Genomic DNA, 18,546 nt, shown 5'->3' with positions numbered 1-18,546 from the left:
TGACGGATGAGGAATTGACTATGATTGAAAACCGATTGAATCATCGCCCCAGAAAGCGACTAGGATTCAAGACACCTCACGAGGTATTCCATGCCTCGTTAAAGCGTGTTGCACTTCGTCCTTGAATCCGCCTTTCTTTATCTCCCTAGTTTTTTGCGCTTAGTCAACGTGTTGGTCTTAGGGATGGTTTGGGGCACATTAGGCACCGCGATAGGATGCTTATTGTTGCTACCGTGGTCACAAGACACCATTTTGATGAGTCTCATCAATGCCACGGCCTCGGCAGGCTGCGCAGCTTTGGCCGTTATGTTGATGCGCTTTATGCAAAAAAGACCGTTGTCCTTGGCGCGTTTGAGCGACTTGCTATCGCTTGCTTTGCTTTATGCCGTACTCAACGCCTTAATTCACCATGCGTTGTGGTCCGCCTTTGACCCTTCGCAATTGGTCAACCCCAATCAATTGGCGTTCATGATGCTGGGCGACCTCAACGGTGCGGTCATCGGGGCCTTGGTGTTGCGATGGTTGGCACGCCATACGCGCTTGGTGGCTTTTGCGCGAGAACGCGCATCACAGGCACCATTCAACGACGCCGACTCAAATTTGAAAGACTAAGCGCTCACGCAGCGCGTTTGGTTTTTGACAAATCAACGCCCAATTGCTTGAGCTTGCGATACAGATGCGTACGCTCTAACCCGGTTTTTTCAGCCACGCGCGTCATCGATCCGCTCTCTTGCGTCAAGTGGTACTCGAAGTAAGCGCGCTCAAAGGCATCGCGCGCTTCGCGCAAAGGCAATTCCAACTCAAAGCTTTGGTGGGTCGGTGGCAACACCACCGCCTGCTGTGCGGCGTTTGCAGCTTTGCCCCCATCTAAACTGACTTGCTGTGTGGTCGGCGCCTTGACAGAACCAACTGCTGGTTTGCGCAGCAACCCCTGCTCAACGGCTTTCAGAAGCTTTTGAAGGGTGATGGGTTTTTCTAAAAATGCGTGAGCGCCAATGCGTGTGGCCTCGACCGCCGTATCGATGGTGGCATGGCCACTCATCATGATCACGGGCATGGTGAGCAAACCAGAACCGGCCCATTCTTTGAGCAAGGTCACGCCATCGGTGTCGGGCATCCAGATGTCGAGCAGCACCAAATCCGGACGCGCTTCGAGGCGCGCTGCGCGGGCTTGCGAGGCGTTTTCAGCCACCTGAACCGCATGACCTTCGTCGTTAAGAATCTCAAACAACAGGTCACGAATGCCTAACTCGTCGTCCACCACCAATATGTTTGCCATGTCTGCCCGTGTCTCTTTGCGCTTGAAAAATTATGTGTGTTGCAAATCTGCAACTTGGAATGATAACGACACTTGCGCCCCTACCACCGCACCTTCTGATTCACGGTTCTTCAAATCGACCCGCGCACTGTGTTCATCCGCAATTTTCTTGACCACCGCCAAGCCCAAACCCGTCCCTCGGCTTTTAGTCGTGACATAAGGTTCAAACGCACGTTTCAAGATTTTCAATGGGAAACCCGGCCCGTTGTCACGCACCACCAAACGCACACGCCCCGATGTGGGCACCCACTGAGTGGCAATCGAGACTTGCGGGTGATCGCTGCTGCCCGTCGCGTCTTGGGCGTTCTGTAAAAGGTTGTGCACCACTTGGCGCAGTTGCTGTGCGTCACCTTGAATGAGAGGGCACGTGGGGTCGAGTTCGGCATACACCGGCACCGCCGCGTTTTCGCTGCCATAGAGCTGCATCACGTCTTGAACCAATGCATTGAGATCCAACAATTTGAGTTCTGCCACCGGCAGGCGCGCGTAGTCACGAAACTCATTGACCAAGCGTTTCATGGCATCCACCTGATCGACGATGGTCTTGACCGATTTATTCAAAATCAAGCGCTCAGGCTCTTCGACTTTGCCCTCCAGCTTCATGGCCAAACGTTCAGCGGACAGCTGAATCGGCGTGAGTGGGTTTTTGATTTCATGCGCTAAGCGGCGCGCCACTTCGCCCCATGCCTGCGCACGCTGGGCCGATACGATTTCCGAAATATCGTCAAACACCAACAACCGCGCGTTATTGGGCAGCACGGCACCGCGTGCCAGCAAAGTGATGTGCTGGCGGTGCTCATCGGTCAACTGCACAGCAGGGCTCATGGCGGTGGCATGCAGCTCAAACGATTGCTGCCAATGGTCCAAGCCGTGTTGGCTGCGCTCACCCCAAAAACCTTCAAACTCGTCTTGCACATGCTTGGCAAATTCGGCCAAGCCCTCAATCTCACCGAGCACACGGCCTTCCCAAGCGGCTAGCGGCACACGCAAAATTCGGGTGGCCCCTGGGTTAGAGGATTGAATGACCCCTTGGTCACTCAGCACAATCACGCCAGCCGTGAGGTTGTCCAAAATGGTTTGCAAATTAGCCCGCGAGGTGTGCACCTGCTGCATGCTTCGATCTACGGCTGCGCGTGCATCAGACAACTGCTGCGTCATATCGGCAAACGAACGGGTCAAGCCACCCAGTTCATCACGGCCTTGCAGCGCGGGTTTGGGGCTCAAATCGCCCGCGGCCACATCGCGCACGCCCTCGGCGAGCATGAGCAAAGGTCGCGCCAATTGATTGCCCAACAGCACCGCCAGCAGCACTGCGCCAAACACGGCCAAAAACAAACTCAAAGTCAACGTCCCGATGTACATGCTGCGCAAGCCATCACGCCCCAAAGCACGCTCTTGGTATTCGCGATAGGCTGTCTCCACCGCCAATGCGTTGTTGACCAGGGTGGGCGGTATGGCTTTGGTCACTTGCAAAATGCGCACTTCGTCAAGCAACCCCAAGCCTGAAGGGGCGACCACCACCCACGCCCGAATGCGCGCCTGCGCTGTGCCCTGCGCGCTGGCGTCTTCCAAGCCCTCAATCACCGTGACGATGCCCTGTGCGCGAACTTGCCGAATCTGAGCCGAAGACGGTCGCACAGGATTGATCTTGAAGCGCGACTCACCCGCGCTGGCCAAAGCCTGACCCGAGGTGCTCCACAAAATCGCGTCATCGGCACCCAATTGGTCGCGGATGCGATCCATCGCCAATCCGGCTGAGGCATCGGGCAAATCACTGATTTGTACGCTGGCGTTACGTGCCTTTTGTCCCAACTCGCTGGCCAAAGTGTCGAGCGTGGCACGCCCCAAGCTCAAACCAGCATCCAGCGCGCCTTCGACCTTCACATCGAACCAACTTTCGATCGATCTAGACACGAACTGGTAAGACACGCTGTAAATCAGCAGGCCCGGTAAAAGTCCCACCAACGCAAAAGTCGCCGCAATTTTCAGCAGCAAACGGCTGCCAAACTTGCCTTGGCGCAAGCGCAAGACCAACCGCACCGACAGCCAAGCGATCACGCCCATCAACAGGGCGGCGACCACCACATTGAGGCCAAACAGTTGACGGTAATTTTCTTCGTAGAGCTGCCGGTTGTCGGTGGCTTGCGTCAACAAAAACAGCAAAACCAAACCCAAAGCCAACACCACAGCGGCGCTGATCACCAACAACCAACGGAACTGAAAGCCTGTGAGCTTGACGCGCTTATCTGGCAACGAGGTCACCGCACAGGCTCCAGCACCAAACGCATCGACTTATTCAAATTCCACTCACTCTGCCCCGTTGCATTGATTTGCAAAGGACGCGGGAGTTGGTTCAAGTCCAATTTAAAACTCACATTGATGTTGTGTTTGGCATCCAAATCGATGTCAGAGGCGCTGGCTACCGGCCATTGCGCCATACGGCGCACGGCGCTCATGGCCTCGTCGACCGTGTCATAACTTTGCGCCAAACTCATCCCCAAACCGCCCGCATTAAAAGGCCGCGGGGAGACATTCACACGCCAACGGCGCGTCAAGGGCATATAAAACAAACGCACATGGCGCTCAGCGTGCGCCACGCGCTTGTCGTAAAAATACCAACGCTCACGGAAGATGTCGACTTCGGTCACAAAATAAAGCGACACGCCTTTGAGCAACGCCTCCTCCAAGGGAAGGGGTAAATCAAAGTGCAAATTGGCCGATACGGTCACGGCGCCGTCCACCCGCTCGACCTTGAGCCCTTGTAGCTCGACAGGGGTATCCGCCCAAACAGCGCCTACGCTCAGCAGGCTGAGGGCCACAAACACGTACAGACGCAGTTGTTGCACAGCCCTCGCCCAAAGGCGGTCAAGGGGCTGGCGTTTTTTCCAACAGTGCGTAGTAAAAGCCGTCGTGATCACCGGCCAGATTGTCGGTGAGAGTGGCGGTTTGCGTGTTGTTTTGCGGTCTCAAATGGCCCAAAGAGGGCATCAAATGGGCATCGGTGTTGTGTTCAAGAAACGTTTTCAGCTGATCATCGCCTTCTGCCTTGAAAACCGAGCAGGTGCAATACAACAAACGACCGCCGGGGCGAACCATGGGCCACAGCCGTTTGAGCAAGTTTTTCTGAATCGCCGCGAGCTGCGCAATGTCAGACTCACGGCGCAACCACCGCACGTCGGGGTGGCGACGCACAATGCCTGAAGCGGTGCAAGGCGCATCCAACAAAATACCGTCAAACAAGTCGCCATCCCACCAGCCTTTGGGCAGTGCGGCATCGGCAGCGATCACATGGGCCTGCAGACCCAAGCGCGCCAAGTTCTCCACGACACGCTCACAACGCTGCGGATCAATGTCCAAAGCTGTCACTTTCGCACGATGCGGCAACATTTCCAACACATGCGCTGTTTTGCCACCGGGTGCGGCACAAGCGTCCAAAATGCGCATGCCGCTGACTTGCGCAGGCGTCAACCCCTTCAGCAGCAGTTGTGCGGCGCATTGCGCGGCGGCATCTTGCACGGAACACAAACCCGCCTCAAAATCAGGAATGTCACGCACCGATCGTGCCTGTGTGAGCACCAGCCCTTGCTCGCCCACAGGCTGCGCAATCAACCCCGCGGCTTGCCAGCGCGCTTGCAATGCGTCGCGCGTGATGCGCTGTGTGTTCACGCGCAATGTCATCGGCGCGGCTTGGTTGTTGGCACGCAAAATATCTTGCCAATGCGTGGGGTGATCCACTTCTACGCGTTTGACCCACCAAGCCGGATGGTTCCATTGGGCTTGGATGTCGTCGTCGGTGGCACGCACCAAAGCATCACGCTCACGCAAAAAACGACGCAAACAAGCATTCAAAAAACTGGCATTGGCTTGCAAGCTGCGGGTGTTTTTCGCGGCTTCCACCGCTTGATTCACCAAAGTGTGCGGCTCATAAGGCGCATTGTCGGGGTCCCACGCCAAAGCCAAGGCGGTGCACAGCAACGCATCGGGCAACGGTGGCGGCGTGCGGCTGGCCAACTGTGCACGCAAGGCTTGCGCACGCCCCAATTGACGCAGCACTTGAAACAACAAGGCTTGCACGCCGGGTCGCAAAGCAGAGGGCACGGCATCAAGTGCCGCCGTACCGGAGACACCTCGGCGCACTTGCGCCACGGCTTGCGCGACGGCTTGCAACTGCTGCCAAAGGGGCACAGATGCACCCGACGTTTGAGGTGCTTGTGTCATTCGAGAACGCGTCCTGCTTTGTATTTAAAAATTCGGGCCAGCAACACGGCTGGAAACATGGCAATGGCCTCGTTGTAGAGGCGCACCGCTTGGTTGAACCGCTGTAAATCGGGTTGAATGGCAATGCCCAGCTCACGCCAATGCTGGGTGAGTTCGGCAGGCACCGACACGTAATACACATCGGGATGCGTCAAGGCTTCCCATGCATCTTGCAAATCACGACTGGTCGCCACCAAGGCAATGGCTGACGACGGGTCCAACGGATGCTCTTGCATACGCGCCATCGCCATGGCCGATAAATTGGCGGCCACTTGCAAGCGTGTCCAATGGCTGGCACCCAACTCGGGGGCTACTGAGGTGTGCCAGCCGGAAGGTGAGGTCACGGCTGCCGTGGTCGCCTCTTGCACCAAACTTTGGTAACGCAGCATCAACTCTTCCAGCACTGCAAACTGTTTGATGACCTGCGTGCGCAAGCCCACCAAACGCTGGTAAGCCCCGACCGCCCAAAACACGAGCACAGCCACCACCGCCCAAAACCACCACGCTTCTACCATGCCGTCACCTTTGATCGGATTGTCAAAACACAGGTCCACCAACAACAAAGGCCCTTGCGGGCCTTTGTTGAGAGGGTCACTTTACGCTTCTTCGCCAGCGCCGTGATCGACTTGAGTTTCTTCCTCAGAAGACTCTCCAGCCAACTCAGCCGCTTCGGCTTCCGCAATGGCGCGGCGCTCGGCGTCGTCCATGGCGTCTTTGACCTTGCGGGCTTTGTGATAAGCCATGCCGGTACCTGCAGGAATCAGGCGACCAACGATGACGTTCTCTTTCAAGCCGCGCAATTCGTCGCGCTTGCCCATGATGGCCGCTTCGGTCAACACACGTGTGGTTTCTTGGAAAGAAGCCGCAGAGATGAACGAGTCGGTCGACAACGAAGCCTTGGTGATACCCAGCAACAAGTTGGTGAAAGTCGCAGGGACTTTGCCATCACGTTGCAACGCTTCGTTGGTGTTGAGAATTTCAGAACGCTCAACTTGTTCGCCAGCGATGTAGTTGGTATCACCCACGCTTTCGACCACAACACGACGCAGCATTTGACGCACGATCACTTCAATGTGCTTGTCGTTGATCTTCACGCCTTGCAAGCGGTAAACGTCTTGCACTTCGTCAACGATGTAGCGTGCCAACTCTTCCATACCGAGCAAACGCAGGATGTCTTGTGGGTCGGCTGGGCCGTCCACCACGCTCTCACCTTTGTTCACCACCTGGCCTTCGTGGACCAAGATGTTCTTCTCTTTCGGAATGAGTTCGTCCCACACTTTGCCATCTGGGTCGGTGATCTGCAAACGAACCTTGCCTTTGGTCTCTTTACCAAACGACACGGTACCGGTCATCTCAGCCAACATGCCCTTGTCTTTGGGCGAGCGCGCTTCGAACAGTTCGGCCACACGTGGCAAACCGCCGGTAATGTCGCGGGTCTTTTGACCTTCGACAGGGATACGTGCCAGCACTTCGCCTGGGCCCACATCCATGCCGTCGCGCACTTGAATCAGCGCACCGATTTGGAAGCCAATCGTCACCGAGTGATCGGTGCCAGGAATCTTGACTTCTTTGCCAGATGCGTCGATCAGTTTGACCTGTGGGCGCACCACTTTGGTCGAGCCGCGACGCTTAGGATCGATCACCACCAAGGTGGACAGACCGGTCACTTCGTCCACTTGCTTCGCAACGGTCAGGCCTTCTTCGACGTTTTCGAATTGAACCTTACCCGCGAATTCAGTGATCACAGGACGTGTCAATGGATCCCAGTTGGCCAAGATCACACCCGCCTTCAAGGTCTGGTCGGGCTTGACCGACAAAATAGCACCGTAAGGCACTTTGTGACGCTCACGCTCACGGCCATGTTCGTCGTGAATGATGATTTCGCCAGAGCGAGAAATCACCACCAACTCGCCTTTGCTGTTGGTCACATAACGCATGGCGGCGTTGAAACCGATCACGCCGTTGGACTTGGCTTCCACGCTAGAGGCCACAGCCGCACGCGAAGCTGCACCACCAATGTGGAACGTACGCATGGTCAGCTGTGTACCGGGTTCACCGATGGACTGCGCAGCAATCACGCCGACAGCTTCACCGTTGTTGACCAAGCCACCGCGACCCAAGTCACGGCCGTAACACATGGCGCACAGACCAAAGCGTGTTTCGCAATTCAAAGCGGTACGCACTTTGACTTCGTCGACGCCTTCGGCTTCGAGGATGTCGATGTAGTCTTCGTCCAGCATCTCGCCAGCTTTGACCAACACCGCGCGAGTTTCTGGGTGCACGACGTCTTCCAACGCGGTACGACCCAAAATACGATCGCGCAAGGACTCAATCACTTCACCGCCTTCAACGATGGCGCGCATGAGTTGACCGTTTTGTGTGCCGCAATCGAGTTCGGTCACCACCAAGTCTTGCGTCACGTCGACCAAACGACGGGTCAAGTAACCCGAGTTCGCTGTCTTCAACGCCGTGTCAGCCAGACCTTTACGTGCACCGTGGGTGGAAATAAAGTACTGCAACACGTTCAGGCCTTCACGGAAGTTCGCCGTGATGGGGGTCTCAATGATGGAGCCGTCAGGCTTGGCCATCAGACCACGCATACCGGCCAACTGACGAATCTGAGCTGCGGAGCCGCGAGCGCCAGAGTCGGCCATCATGTAGATGGAGTTGAACGATTCTTGCTCGACTTCGTTGCCGTGGCGGTCGATGGTCTTCTCTTTGCGGAGTTGGTCCATCATCACCTTGGACACGGCGTCGCCAGCCTTACCCCAGATGTCAACCACCTTGTTGTAACGCTCGCCAGAAGTGACCAAACCAGACACGTATTGCTGTTCGATGTCTTTGACTTCTTTTTCAGACGCGCTGATGATGGCGCCTTTTTCTGGTGGCACCAACATGTCGTCGATCGCAATCGAGATACCGGCGCGTGTGGCCAAACGGAAACCGTTTTGCAACAGCTTGTCGGCGAACACCACGGTCTCTTTCAAACCGCACTTGCGGAATGACACGTTGATGAGTTTAGAAATTTCTTTCTTCTTCAACGACTTGTTGATGTTCGAGAAAGGCAAGCCCTTGGGCAAGATTTCCGACAACAACGCACGACCCACGGTGGTGTCGACCAAGCTTGTCGATGGGATGAACTCACCGGTTTCTTTGTCTTTGGTCCACTCGGTCAAACGCACGCTGACTTTGGCAGTCAATTCAACCACCTGGGCGTCCAACGCACGTTGCACTTCGCCCAAGTTGGAGAAGATCAGGCCTTCGCCTTTGCCGTTGATGCGATCGCGGGTGGCGTAGTACAGACCCAACACAACGTCTTGTGAAGGAACGATCGATGGTTCGCCGTTGGCAGGGAACAAGATGTTGTTCGAAGCCAGCATCAAGGTACGGGCTTCCATCTGCGCTTCCACAGACAAAGGCACGTGAACGGCCATTTGGTCACCGTCGAAGTCGGCGTTGAACGCTGAACAGACGAGTGGGTGCAACTGGATGGCTTTGCCTTCGATCAAGATCGGCTCGAACGCTTGAATACCCAAGCGGTGCAGCGTAGGCGCACGGTTCAACATCACGGGGTGCTCTTTGATCACCTCTTCCAAGATGTCCCACACCACGGCGGAGCCGGATTCAACTTCCTTCTTCGCAGCCTTGATGGTGGTCGCGATGCCCATGGCTTCGAGACGCGAGAAGATGAAAGGCTTGAACAACTCGAGCGCCATCAACTTGGGCAAACCGCACTGGTGCAGCTTCAAAGTTGGGCCCACGGTAATCACGGAACGACCTGAATAGTCGACGCGCTTACCCAACAAGTTTTGACGGAAACGACCGCTCTTACCTTTGATCATGTCAGCCAGTGACTTCAAGGCGCGCTTGTTGGCGCCAGTCATGGCCTTACCGCGACGGCCGTTGTCCAGCAAGCTGTCCACGGCTTCTTGCAACATACGCTTTTCATTGCGTGCAATGATTTCAGGCGCCTTGAGTTCGAGCAAACGACGCAAACGGCTGTTGCGGTTGATCACGCGACGGTACAAGTCGTTCAAGTCGGAAGTCGCGAAACGACCGCCGTCCAACGGCACCAGAGGGCGCAAATCAGGTGGCAACACGGGCAAGACAGACAACACCATCCACTCGGGCTTGATGCCAGACTTCTTGAACGCCTCCATCAATTTCAAACGCTTGGCGTTTTTCTTGATTTTGATTTCAGAGCCCGTCAAGTCATTGCGCAGCTTTTCGATCTCGATGTCGAGGTCAAGGCCTTCGAGCAAATCTTTGATGCCTTCAGCGCCCATTTTGGCGATGAATTCGTCACCGTATTCGATGAGTTTGGCGTCGTAGTCGTCTTCGGTCATGATCGCGAATTTCTTCAACGGGGTCATGCCGGGATCGGTCACCACATAAGCTTCAAAGTACAACACACGCTCGATGTCACGCAGGGTCATGTCGAGCACGAGGCCCAAACGTGATGGCAACGACTTCAAGAACCAGATGTGGGCGCAAGGTGCGGCCAAATCGATGTGACCCATGCGTTCACGACGCACTTTGGTCTGTGTGACTTCAACGCCGCACTTCTCGCAAATCACGCCGCGGTGCTTGAGACGTTTGTACTTGCCGCACAAACATTCGTAGTCTTTGATAGGGCCAAAAATCTTGGCGCAAAACAGACCATCGCGCTCAGGCTTGAACGTGCGGTAGTTGATGGTTTCTGGCTTTTTAACTTCGCCGAAAGACCATGAACGGATCTTCTCAGGAGAAGCCATGCCGATTTTGATGGCATCGAAATGCTCATCGGGCGTGAACTGTTTAAACAGGTCGAGTAACGATTTCATGTTTTAAATCCTTAATTTGGTTGGAGAGGCTTGATCTGTTTGGACAGCGCGCGAGCGCTGTCCAAATGCCTATCAGGCGCGGTCCAACTCAATGTCGATACCCAATGAACGAATTTCCTTGACCAACACGTTGAACGATTCGGGCATGCCCGCTTCGATCGAGTGCTCGCCTTTGACGATGCTCTCGTACACCTTGGTACGACCTTGCACGTCGTCGGACTTGACGGTCAACATTTCTTGCAGCGTGTATGAAGCTCCGTAAGCTTCCAAAGCCCACACCTCCATCTCACCGAAGCGCTGGCCACCGAACTGCGCCTTACCACCCAGCGGCTGCTGTGTGACCAAGCTGTATGGGCCAGTAGAACGTGCGTGCATCTTGTCGTCGACCAAATGGTGGAGCTTCAAGAAGTGCATGTAGCCAATGGTGGTGGGACGCTCGAAAGCTTCGCCCGTACGACCGTCAAACAAGTTCGCTTGTGTGCGTGTGGCGGTGAGGCCCTTGGCTTTGGCGATGTCTTCTGGGTAAGCCAACTTCAACATGGTGCGAATGTCTTCTTCTGCAGCGCCGTCGAACACGGGGGTTGCAAAAGGAACACCGTTGGTCAAGTTGCCAGCCATTTCCAACACTTGCGTGTCAGACAATTGGCTCAGGTCTTCCTTGCGACCGGTCGAGTTGTACAACTCTTCCATGAAGGTGCGCATTTCAGACACTTTGGCTTCGGCTTGCAACATGTTGCCAATGCGCTGACCGATACCTTTGCCGGCCCAGCCCAAATGCACTTCCAACACCTGACCCACGTTCATACGTGAAGGAACGCCCAAGGGGTTCAACACGATGTCACAAGGTGTGCCGTCAGCCATGTAAGGCATGTCTTCGACCGGAACGATCTTCGAGACCACACCCTTGTTACCGTGACGACCGGCCATCTTGTCACCAGGCTGCAAGCGACGCTTGACGGCCAAGTAAACCTTCACCATCTTCAACACGCCTGCGGGCAACTCGTCACCTTGCGTCAACTTCTTGCGCTTCTCTTCGAAGGCCAAGTCAAAGCTGTGACGGGTTTGCTCCATCGCGTTTTTGATGCTTTCCAATTGGCTGGCAACTTCTTCGTCTGCAGGACGAATGTCAAACCAATGGAACTTCTCGACCGATGACATGTAGGTTTTGTCGATGACGCTGCCTTTGGCCAATTTGTTCGGGCCGCCGTTGGCTGTTTTGCCAGTTAAGAGTTTTTCGATACGGTCAAACGCATCAGCTTCCACGATGCGGAGCTGGTCGTTCAAATCGAGGCGGAAACGCTTGAGTTCGTCATCAATAATTTGCTGAGCACGTTTGTCGCGTTGGATGCCTTCACGGGTGAAGACTTGCACGTCGATGACCGTACCTTGCGAACCTTGGCTCACACGCAGAGATGTGTCTTTCACATCGCTGGCTTTTTCGCCGAAGATCGCGCGCAACAGTTTTTCTTCGGGTGTCAGCGTGGTTTCGCCTTTTGGCGTGACCTTGCCGACCAGTGTGTCGCCGGGTTGCACTTCTGCGCCCACGTAGATGATGCCGGAGTCATCCAAACGGTTGAGTTGTTGCTCAGCCAAGTTGGGAATATCGCGTGTGATCTCTTCGGCCCCCAACTTGGTGTCACGGGCCATCACCACGAGTTCTTCGATGTGGATCGAGGTGTAGCGGTCTTCTGCCACCACGCGCTCGCTGATCAAGATCGAGTCTTCGAAGTTGTAGCCGTTCCAAGGCATGAACGCGATCAACATGTTTTGACCGATGGCGATTTCGCCGAGGTCAGTGGATGCACCGTCAGCCACCACATCGCCCTTGGCAATCTTGTCGCCGCGCTTGACGATGGGACGCTGATGGATGTTCGTGTTTTGGTTGGAACGTTGGTACTTGATGAGGTTGTAGATGTCCACGCCCACTTCGCCCGCTTGTGCTTCGGCGTCGTTCACGCGAACCACAACACGGGTTGCGTCGACATAGTCAACCACGCCGCCACGGGTGGCAGTCACCACAGTGCCTGAGTCGACTGCGGCAACGCGCTCGATACCGGTACCGACCATGGGCTTTTCTGGACGCAACACTGGCACAGCTTGGCGTGACATGTTGGCACCCATCAACGCGCGGTTCGCGTCATCGTGCTCGAGGAACGGTACCAAAGAGGCCGCCACAGAAACGATCTGAGCGGGTGACACGTCCATGTACTGGATGCGCTCAGCGCCGCACAAAATAGATTCGCCGTTGGCACGGGCAGACACCAAGTCGCCAATCAGTTGGCCGTCTTTGTCGAGCGTGGCGTTAGCCTGCGCGATGACGTATTTGCCTTCTTCAATGGCGGACAAGTAATCGATGTCCATCGTCACTTTGCCTTCGACCACGCGACGGTAAGGTGTTTCGATGAAGCCGTACTCGTTCAAGCGCGCGTACAAAGCCAAAGAGTTGATCAAACCAATGTTTGGACCTTCGGGTGTTTCGATAGGGCACACACGACCGTAGTGGGTCACGTGCACGTCACGCACTTCAAAGCCTGCGCGCTCACGGGTCAAACCGCCTGGGCCCAACGCAGAGACGCGACGCTTGTGCGTGATCTCAGCCAAGGGGTTGGTTTGGTCCATGAACTGCGACAACTGTGATGCGCCGAAGAACTCTTTCAACGCAGCAGAAATTGGCTTGGAATTGATCAAGTCGTGAGGCATGAGCGGCTCTTGCTCAGCTTGGCCCAAACGCTCTTTCACAGCTTTTTCGATACGTGCCAAACCTGTGCGGTATTGGTTTTCGGCCAATTCGCCCACGCAACGCACGCGACGGTTGCCCAAGTGGTCGATGTCATCGACTTCACCACGGCCGTTGCGCAAGTCCACCAAGATTTTGACCACAGACAAGATGTCTTCGTTGGTCAAGACCATGGGACCGGTCGACTCGGTGATGCCCACTTTAGCGTTGAATTTCATGCGACCCACGCGCGACAAGTCGTACGTATCTGGGTTGTAGAACAAGCGTTGGAACAAGGCTTGCACCGCGTCTTCGGTCGGTGGCTCGCCAGGGCGCATCATGCGATAGATGGCCACGCGCGCAGCAAATTCGTCCACGGTTTCATCGGTACGCAGTGTTTGCGAGATGAACGCGCCTTGGTCGAGTTCGTTGGTGTAGATACATTGCAGATCTTGCACGCCAGCTTCGCGCAATTTCTTGAGCAAGGCTTCAGTCAACTCGTCGTTGGCACGGGCAATCAACTCACCGGTGTCAGCATCGATGATGTTCTTGGCGATCACACGACCGATCAAGAAATCTTCAGGCACGCTGACGTGGGTGGTGTTGGACTGCTCCAACTCGCGGGTGTGACGTGCGGTCACGCGCTTGTCTTTGGCGACGATGACTGCGCCCGACTTGTCGGTGATGTCAAAACGTGCCACTTCACCGCGCAGACGCTCGGCCACAAATTCCATTTGTGCGCCGCTGTCCATCAAGCGGAAGTTGTCGTTCACGAAGAAGTTCGCGAGGATGGTTTCTGGTGTCAGGCCAATGGCCTTCAACAGAATGGTGACGGGCATCTTGCGACGACGGTCAACGCGGAAGTACAGCAGGTCTTTCGGATCAAATTCGAAGTCGAGCCATGAGCCGCGGTAAGGGATGATGCGTGCGCTGAACAGCAATTTGCCAGAGCTGTGGGTCTTACCCTTGTCGTGTTCAAAGAACACGCCGGGTGAGCGGTGCAACTGAGACACGATCACGCGCTCTGTACCGTTGATGATGAACGAGCCCTTGTCGGTCATCAAAGGCACTTCGCCCATGTAGACCTCTTGCTCTTTCACTTCACGGACCACTTTCGACTGAGGCGTCGATGACTCACGGTCATAAATGATCAATTGAACGCGAGCGCGCACAGCCGACGAGAAGGTCAGGCCACGGGTTTGACATTCGCGCACGTCAAATGCAGGCTTGGCCAAGTTGTATTCGAGATATTTCATCTCGACAAAACCGTTGTGCGACACGATCGGGAATGCAGCTTCAAATGCAGCTTGCAGACCTTCGTTGGTACGCTTTTTAGGGATGACGTCAGCTTGCAAGAACGCGGTGTACGCGTCTTTTTGCATTTGCAACAAATAAGGAATTTCCAGCACGCTGTCGCGGCTGCCGAAACTCTTGCGGATACGCTTGCGTTCGGTGTATGAATAGGCCATGAGATCTCCGGGCTTGATCTTTCAGAACTGTGAGTTGCATGAGATTACTAAGTCTCATACAACGGGCTTGGCGGCTGGCCTCTACCAGCGTTGGCGGACGGTTGCGCATTGCACGCAACCCGAACCAAGGCATCTTCTGCAGTTGGGGTCAGAAGACACTCAAAAACTGATTTAGTTGAACCTGCTTTTGGGTGTGCTCTGTAAGCACAGAAGGCTGGAGGCCCTTGCGGGACACTCCAGCCTTGTGGGAGAGCCGAATTACTTCAGTTCAACCTTAGCGCCAGCTTCTTCAAGCTTCTTCTTGGCGGCTTCAGCGTCAGCCTTAGACACGCCTTCTTTGACGGCCTTAGGAGCACCATCCACCACGTCTTTGGCTTCTTTCAAGCCCAGACCGGTGATTTCGCGCACAGCTTTAATCACGGACACTTTGTTTGCGCCGGCATCCATCAACATGACGTTGAATTCAGTCTTCTCTTCAGCGGCAGCAGCACCAGCGCCACCAGCAGCAGCAGGAGCAGCCATAGCGGCAGCGCTCACACCAAATTTCTCTTCGATGGCTTTCACCAGTTCGTTGAGTTCCATGACCGTCATGCTGTCCAGCGCGGTCAAAAATGCGTCTTTATCGAATGCCATTTTTATTTCCTAACAATTGGTTAAAACACGAAAGCTGGCCTTAAGCGGCAACAGCTTCGCCTTCGCCTTTTTTGGCCGCCAACGCGCCCAGCACAACGGCTGTACGCGACATAGGCGACATCAACAAGCCACACAACTGAGCCAACAAAACTTCTTTCGAAGGGATGCTTGCCAATTGCTTAACGCCTTCTACGTCCAGGACTTTGCCTGCGAATGCACCTGCGCGAATGACCAACTTGGTGTTGGTTTTCGCGAAGTCAGCCACCACCTTAGCGGCAGCCACTGCATCCTCAGAGAAGCCATAGATCAACGGGCCGGTCATCTGATCAGCGACAACTTCAAACTGTGTACCAGCCACAGCACGGCGTGCCAAGGTGTTTTTCAACACACTCAGGCTCACACCAGTGCTACGTGCTTTAGCGCGCAGTTTGGTCATGTCGGCGACCGTGATGCCGCGGTATTCCGCAATCACCAGCGTTTGAGCTTGGGCGGCGAGTGTGGTCACTTCAGAAATGACCGCTTCTTTCTCACTGCGATTCAGACTCAAGGTCTACTCCTTTAAATGTGTCGTCAAGCATTTGCTCTTCAACACGCCACTTTTGCAGCGACCTAACTGTCAGGAAAAAATCCATTTCAGCGGGATCGCCATCTGCGTTGGTCTTTCAATTAAGTGCGGTCAAGCCCCACACCAACGGTCTTGGATGGCCTAGTCACAACCCATAGAGCATAACCAGCCCACCACTCTGAGCAGCATTTACATACCGCTCAAATTTTGAGCGCTTATTCAGCGCTCGAATTGACAAACGTCGACTTAAGCGCCGAGTGTTTGCACGTCCACGCGCACGCCAACACCCATGGTGGATGAGACGGCCACTTTGCGCAGGTAAACACCTTTGCTGCTGGCAGGCTTGGACTTGTTCAATGCTTCGATCAAAGCTGCCAAGTTACCTTGGAGTTTGTCCGTGTCGAACGAACGGCGACCGATGGTGCCGTGCACAATACCGGCTTTGTCAACGCGGAACTGGACTTGACCAGCTTTGGCATTGCGCACAGCAGTTGCAACGTCAGGCGTCACAGTACCGACTTTAGGGTTAGGCATCAGACCACGTGGGCCCAAGATTTGACCCAATGTACCCACAACGCGCATCGCGTCAGGAGCAGCAATCACGACGTCAAAGGGCATATCGCCAGCTTTGACCATGGCAGCCAAATCGTCCATACCGACGATGTCAGCACCGGCAGCTTTAGCTTCTTCAGCTTTGGCACCTTGTGCGAATACAGCCACGCGAGCCGTTTTACCGGTACCGTTAGGCAATACAACAGCACCACGCACGACTTGGTCTGATTTCTTCGCATCGATACCGAGTTGCACAGACACGTCGATCGACTCATCGAATTTAGCAGTTGCGCACTCTTTGACGATGCCGATGGCATCCACCAAGGCGTACAACTTGTTGCTATCGACTTTGCCCACAAAGGCTTTTTGCTTTTTAGTCAACTTAGACATTTACACGCCCTCCACAGTCACGCCCATCGAACGGGCAGAGCCGGCGATGATGCGAACAGCTGCGTCCAAATCGGCCGCATTCAAGTCTTCCATCTTGGTTTTGGCGATTTCTTCGAGCTGAGCGCGCGTGATCTTGCCAACTTTGTCGACGTGCGGACGAGCAGAGCCCTTGTCCAACTTGATAGCCTTCTTGATCAACGTTGTCGCTGGAGGCGTTTTGATCACGAAAGTGAATGACTTGTCTGCAAATGCAGTAATCACCACGGGCAATGGCAGACCTGGCTCAACGCCTTGGGTCTGGGCGTTGAACGCCTTACAAAATTCCATGATGTTCAAACCACGTTGACCCAATGCTGGGCCAATAGGTGGCGATGGATTAGCTTTACCAGCTGGCACTTGCAGCTTGATGAAGCCGACGATTTTTTTCGCCATGCTTTTCTCCTTACGGGTCAAACGCTCAAATGAGCTCCCCGGGGTTAGCGACTCTTCTCAAAAGCTTGGCACCGAGTCGGGTAGCACCAAGCACTCAGATCAATTAGGTTTTTTCGACCTGGCTAAACTCAAGCTCAACAGGCGTGGCGCGACCGAAAATGGTCACCGAGACGCGAACCTTGCTCTTCTCGTAGTTCACTTCTTCGACAGAGCCGTTGAAGTCCGTGAATGGGCCGTCTTTGACGCGAACCAACTCACCCACCATGAATTCAACTTTGTGACGCGGCTTATCAACACCATCCTGCATCTGGCTGACGATCTTTTGAACCTCAGACTCAGAAATAGGCGCAGGACGATTCTTTGCCCCCCCCACAAAACCCGTCACCTTGTTGGTGTGCTTGACCAAATGCCATGATTCATCATCCATGACCATCTCAACAAACACATAACCAGGGAAAAACTTACGCTCAGCCGTACGACGCTGACCGTTTTTCATTTCAACAACTTCTTCAGTCGGCACCAAGATGCGACCGAACTTATTGTCCATACCCGCGCGCGCAATGCTTTCACGAATATTGCGCTCTACCGCCTTTTCCATACCAGAATAAGCATGAACCACATACCAACGCAAATCAGGATTGGTCGGGACCGGCACTTCAGCAGCGGCGTTGTCGATGATGTCGGTCATTATTTTTTCCAGCCCAAAATCAAGTCGTAAAACACCCATTCAAGGGTCTTATCCGTCAACCAAAGAAACAGCGCCATGATCACCACAAAGGCAAACACATACAACGTCATTTGAGTTGACTCTTTGCGAGTCGGCCAGACGACCTTTTTAACCTCACGCCAAGCATCATTACCAAAAGCCGACAACTGACGACCTGGCAAAGAAAGCGCAAACATAACCACAGCAGCAGCCAAACCCAACAGCAACACCAACCACTGAACGATCACGCCTTTGGCAGACAAGCCATAAAAGCCTGCAATGGATGCAACCACCAGAACAGCAACCGCAACAAGCTTGGCTTTATCAGCAGACGTAGAGACGGTTTCAATGTTTGCAGCAGACATGGGTCAAGATTTTCCTGTACCGTTTTTACGTTTGTGAAGACACCGAAGCCCGCCATATTGGCGGGCTTGGTCACCACATCATCCAAGGACTCAGTGGCAGGGGCGGAGGGAATCGAACCCCCATCGACGGTTTTGGAAACCGCTACTTTACCACTAAGCTACGCCCCTAGATTTAGCATTTAGGCAATGATCTTAGCAACCACACCAGCGCCAACGGTCTTGCCGCCTTCGCGAATCGCGAAGCGCAAGCCTTCTTCCATCGCAATCGGGTGGATCAACTTCACAGTGATCGACACGTTGTCACCAGGCATCACCATCTC

At 54.7% G+C, this 18,546-nt stretch carries 14 protein-coding genes, 1 tRNA gene and 1 pseudogene; 1 reads left to right on the top strand and 15 read right to left on the bottom strand.

Features of this window, described 5'->3' with window-relative positions:
- The first annotated feature begins 255 nt into the window (after positions 1–255).
- Positions 256–612: a hypothetical protein gene (locus tag RMS95_RS14540; RefSeq protein ID WP_310646911.1), complete on the top strand. Its 357-nt coding sequence runs from the start codon at positions 256–258 to the stop codon at positions 610–612.
- Between the two features lie 4 nt (positions 613–616).
- Here RMS95_RS14540 and RMS95_RS14535 read toward each other — a convergent pair whose 3' ends face one another.
- The 15 genes and pseudogenes from RMS95_RS14535 to RMS95_RS14465 form a co-directional block, all read right to left on the bottom strand.
- Positions 617–1,279, bottom strand: a complete 663-nt coding sequence (locus RMS95_RS14535; protein ID WP_310646910.1) for a response regulator — start codon at positions 1,277–1,279, stop codon at positions 617–619.
- 30 nt (positions 1,280–1,309) lie between these two features.
- Positions 1,310–3,580, bottom strand: coding sequence for an ATP-binding protein (locus RMS95_RS14530; protein WP_310646909.1), 2,271 nt, complete (start codon positions 3,578–3,580; stop codon positions 1,310–1,312).
- On the bottom strand, positions 3,577–4,164 hold the full coding sequence (locus RMS95_RS14525; RefSeq protein ID WP_310646908.1) for a DUF4390 domain-containing protein: 588 nt from the start codon (positions 4,162–4,164) through the stop codon (positions 3,577–3,579). Before RMS95_RS14525 ends, RMS95_RS14530 begins: the two co-directional genes overlap by 4 nt.
- Positions 4,165–4,183: 19 nt before the next feature.
- A complete protein-coding gene (gene rsmB / locus RMS95_RS14520) occupies positions 4,184–5,536 on the bottom strand; it encodes a 16S rRNA (cytosine(967)-C(5))-methyltransferase RsmB (RefSeq protein WP_310646907.1) in 1,353 nt (450 codons plus the stop codon).
- A complete protein-coding gene (locus RMS95_RS14515; protein ID WP_310646906.1) occupies positions 5,533–6,090 on the bottom strand; it encodes a hypothetical protein in 558 nt (185 codons plus the stop codon). The genes rsmB and RMS95_RS14515 overlap by 4 nt, the downstream gene beginning before the upstream one ends.
- Positions 6,091–6,171: 81 nt before the next feature.
- Complete coding sequence (rpoC, locus tag RMS95_RS14510) at positions 6,172–10,398, bottom strand: DNA-directed RNA polymerase subunit beta' (protein ID WP_310646905.1); 4,227 nt, start codon at positions 10,396–10,398, stop codon at positions 6,172–6,174.
- A 72-nt stretch (positions 10,399–10,470) separates the two neighbouring features.
- Positions 10,471–14,583 carry a DNA-directed RNA polymerase subunit beta gene (gene rpoB, locus RMS95_RS14505; protein ID WP_310646904.1) on the bottom strand — a complete coding sequence of 1,371 codons (4,113 nt, stop codon included), beginning with the start codon at positions 14,581–14,583 and terminating at the stop codon, positions 10,471–10,473.
- Between the two features lie 258 nt (positions 14,584–14,841).
- Complete coding sequence (rplL, locus tag RMS95_RS14500) at positions 14,842–15,216, bottom strand: 50S ribosomal protein L7/L12 (RefSeq protein ID WP_104801519.1); 375 nt, start codon at positions 15,214–15,216, stop codon at positions 14,842–14,844.
- 40 nt (positions 15,217–15,256) lie between these two features.
- Positions 15,257–15,763: a 50S ribosomal protein L10 gene (gene rplJ / locus RMS95_RS14495; protein WP_104801520.1), complete on the bottom strand. Its 507-nt coding sequence runs from the start codon at positions 15,761–15,763 to the stop codon at positions 15,257–15,259.
- 264 nt (positions 15,764–16,027) lie between these two features.
- Entirely contained in the window at positions 16,028–16,723 is a 696-nt protein-coding gene (gene rplA / locus RMS95_RS14490; RefSeq protein ID WP_310646903.1) for a 50S ribosomal protein L1, read from the bottom strand.
- Positions 16,724–17,155, bottom strand: a complete 432-nt coding sequence (gene rplK, locus RMS95_RS14485; protein ID WP_100134397.1) for a 50S ribosomal protein L11 — start codon at positions 17,153–17,155, stop codon at positions 16,724–16,726.
- Between the two features lie 103 nt (positions 17,156–17,258).
- Positions 17,259–17,843, bottom strand: coding sequence for a transcription termination/antitermination protein NusG (nusG, locus tag RMS95_RS14480; protein WP_310646902.1), 585 nt, complete (start codon positions 17,841–17,843; stop codon positions 17,259–17,261).
- Positions 17,843–18,226 (bottom strand): preprotein translocase subunit SecE, encoded by a 384-nt coding sequence (gene secE / locus RMS95_RS14475; protein ID WP_310646901.1) that lies wholly within the window; start codon positions 18,224–18,226, stop codon positions 17,843–17,845. The genes nusG and secE overlap by 1 nt, the downstream gene beginning before the upstream one ends.
- A gap of 94 nt (positions 18,227–18,320) precedes the next feature.
- A tRNA-Trp gene (locus tag RMS95_RS14470) sits at positions 18,321–18,394 on the bottom strand.
- A gap of 11 nt (positions 18,395–18,405) precedes the next feature.
- Positions 18,406–18,546 (bottom strand): annotated as a pseudogene (locus tag RMS95_RS14465) (elongation factor Tu); the annotation flags it as partial.

Origin of the sequence: Limnohabitans sp., from assembly GCF_031539175.1 — a bacterium.
GTDB lineage: Bacteria > Pseudomonadota > Gammaproteobacteria > Burkholderiales > Burkholderiaceae_C > Limnohabitans.
The sequence above is the reverse complement of the archived record's forward strand: the minus strand, read 5'-3'. Positions and strand labels throughout refer to the sequence as shown.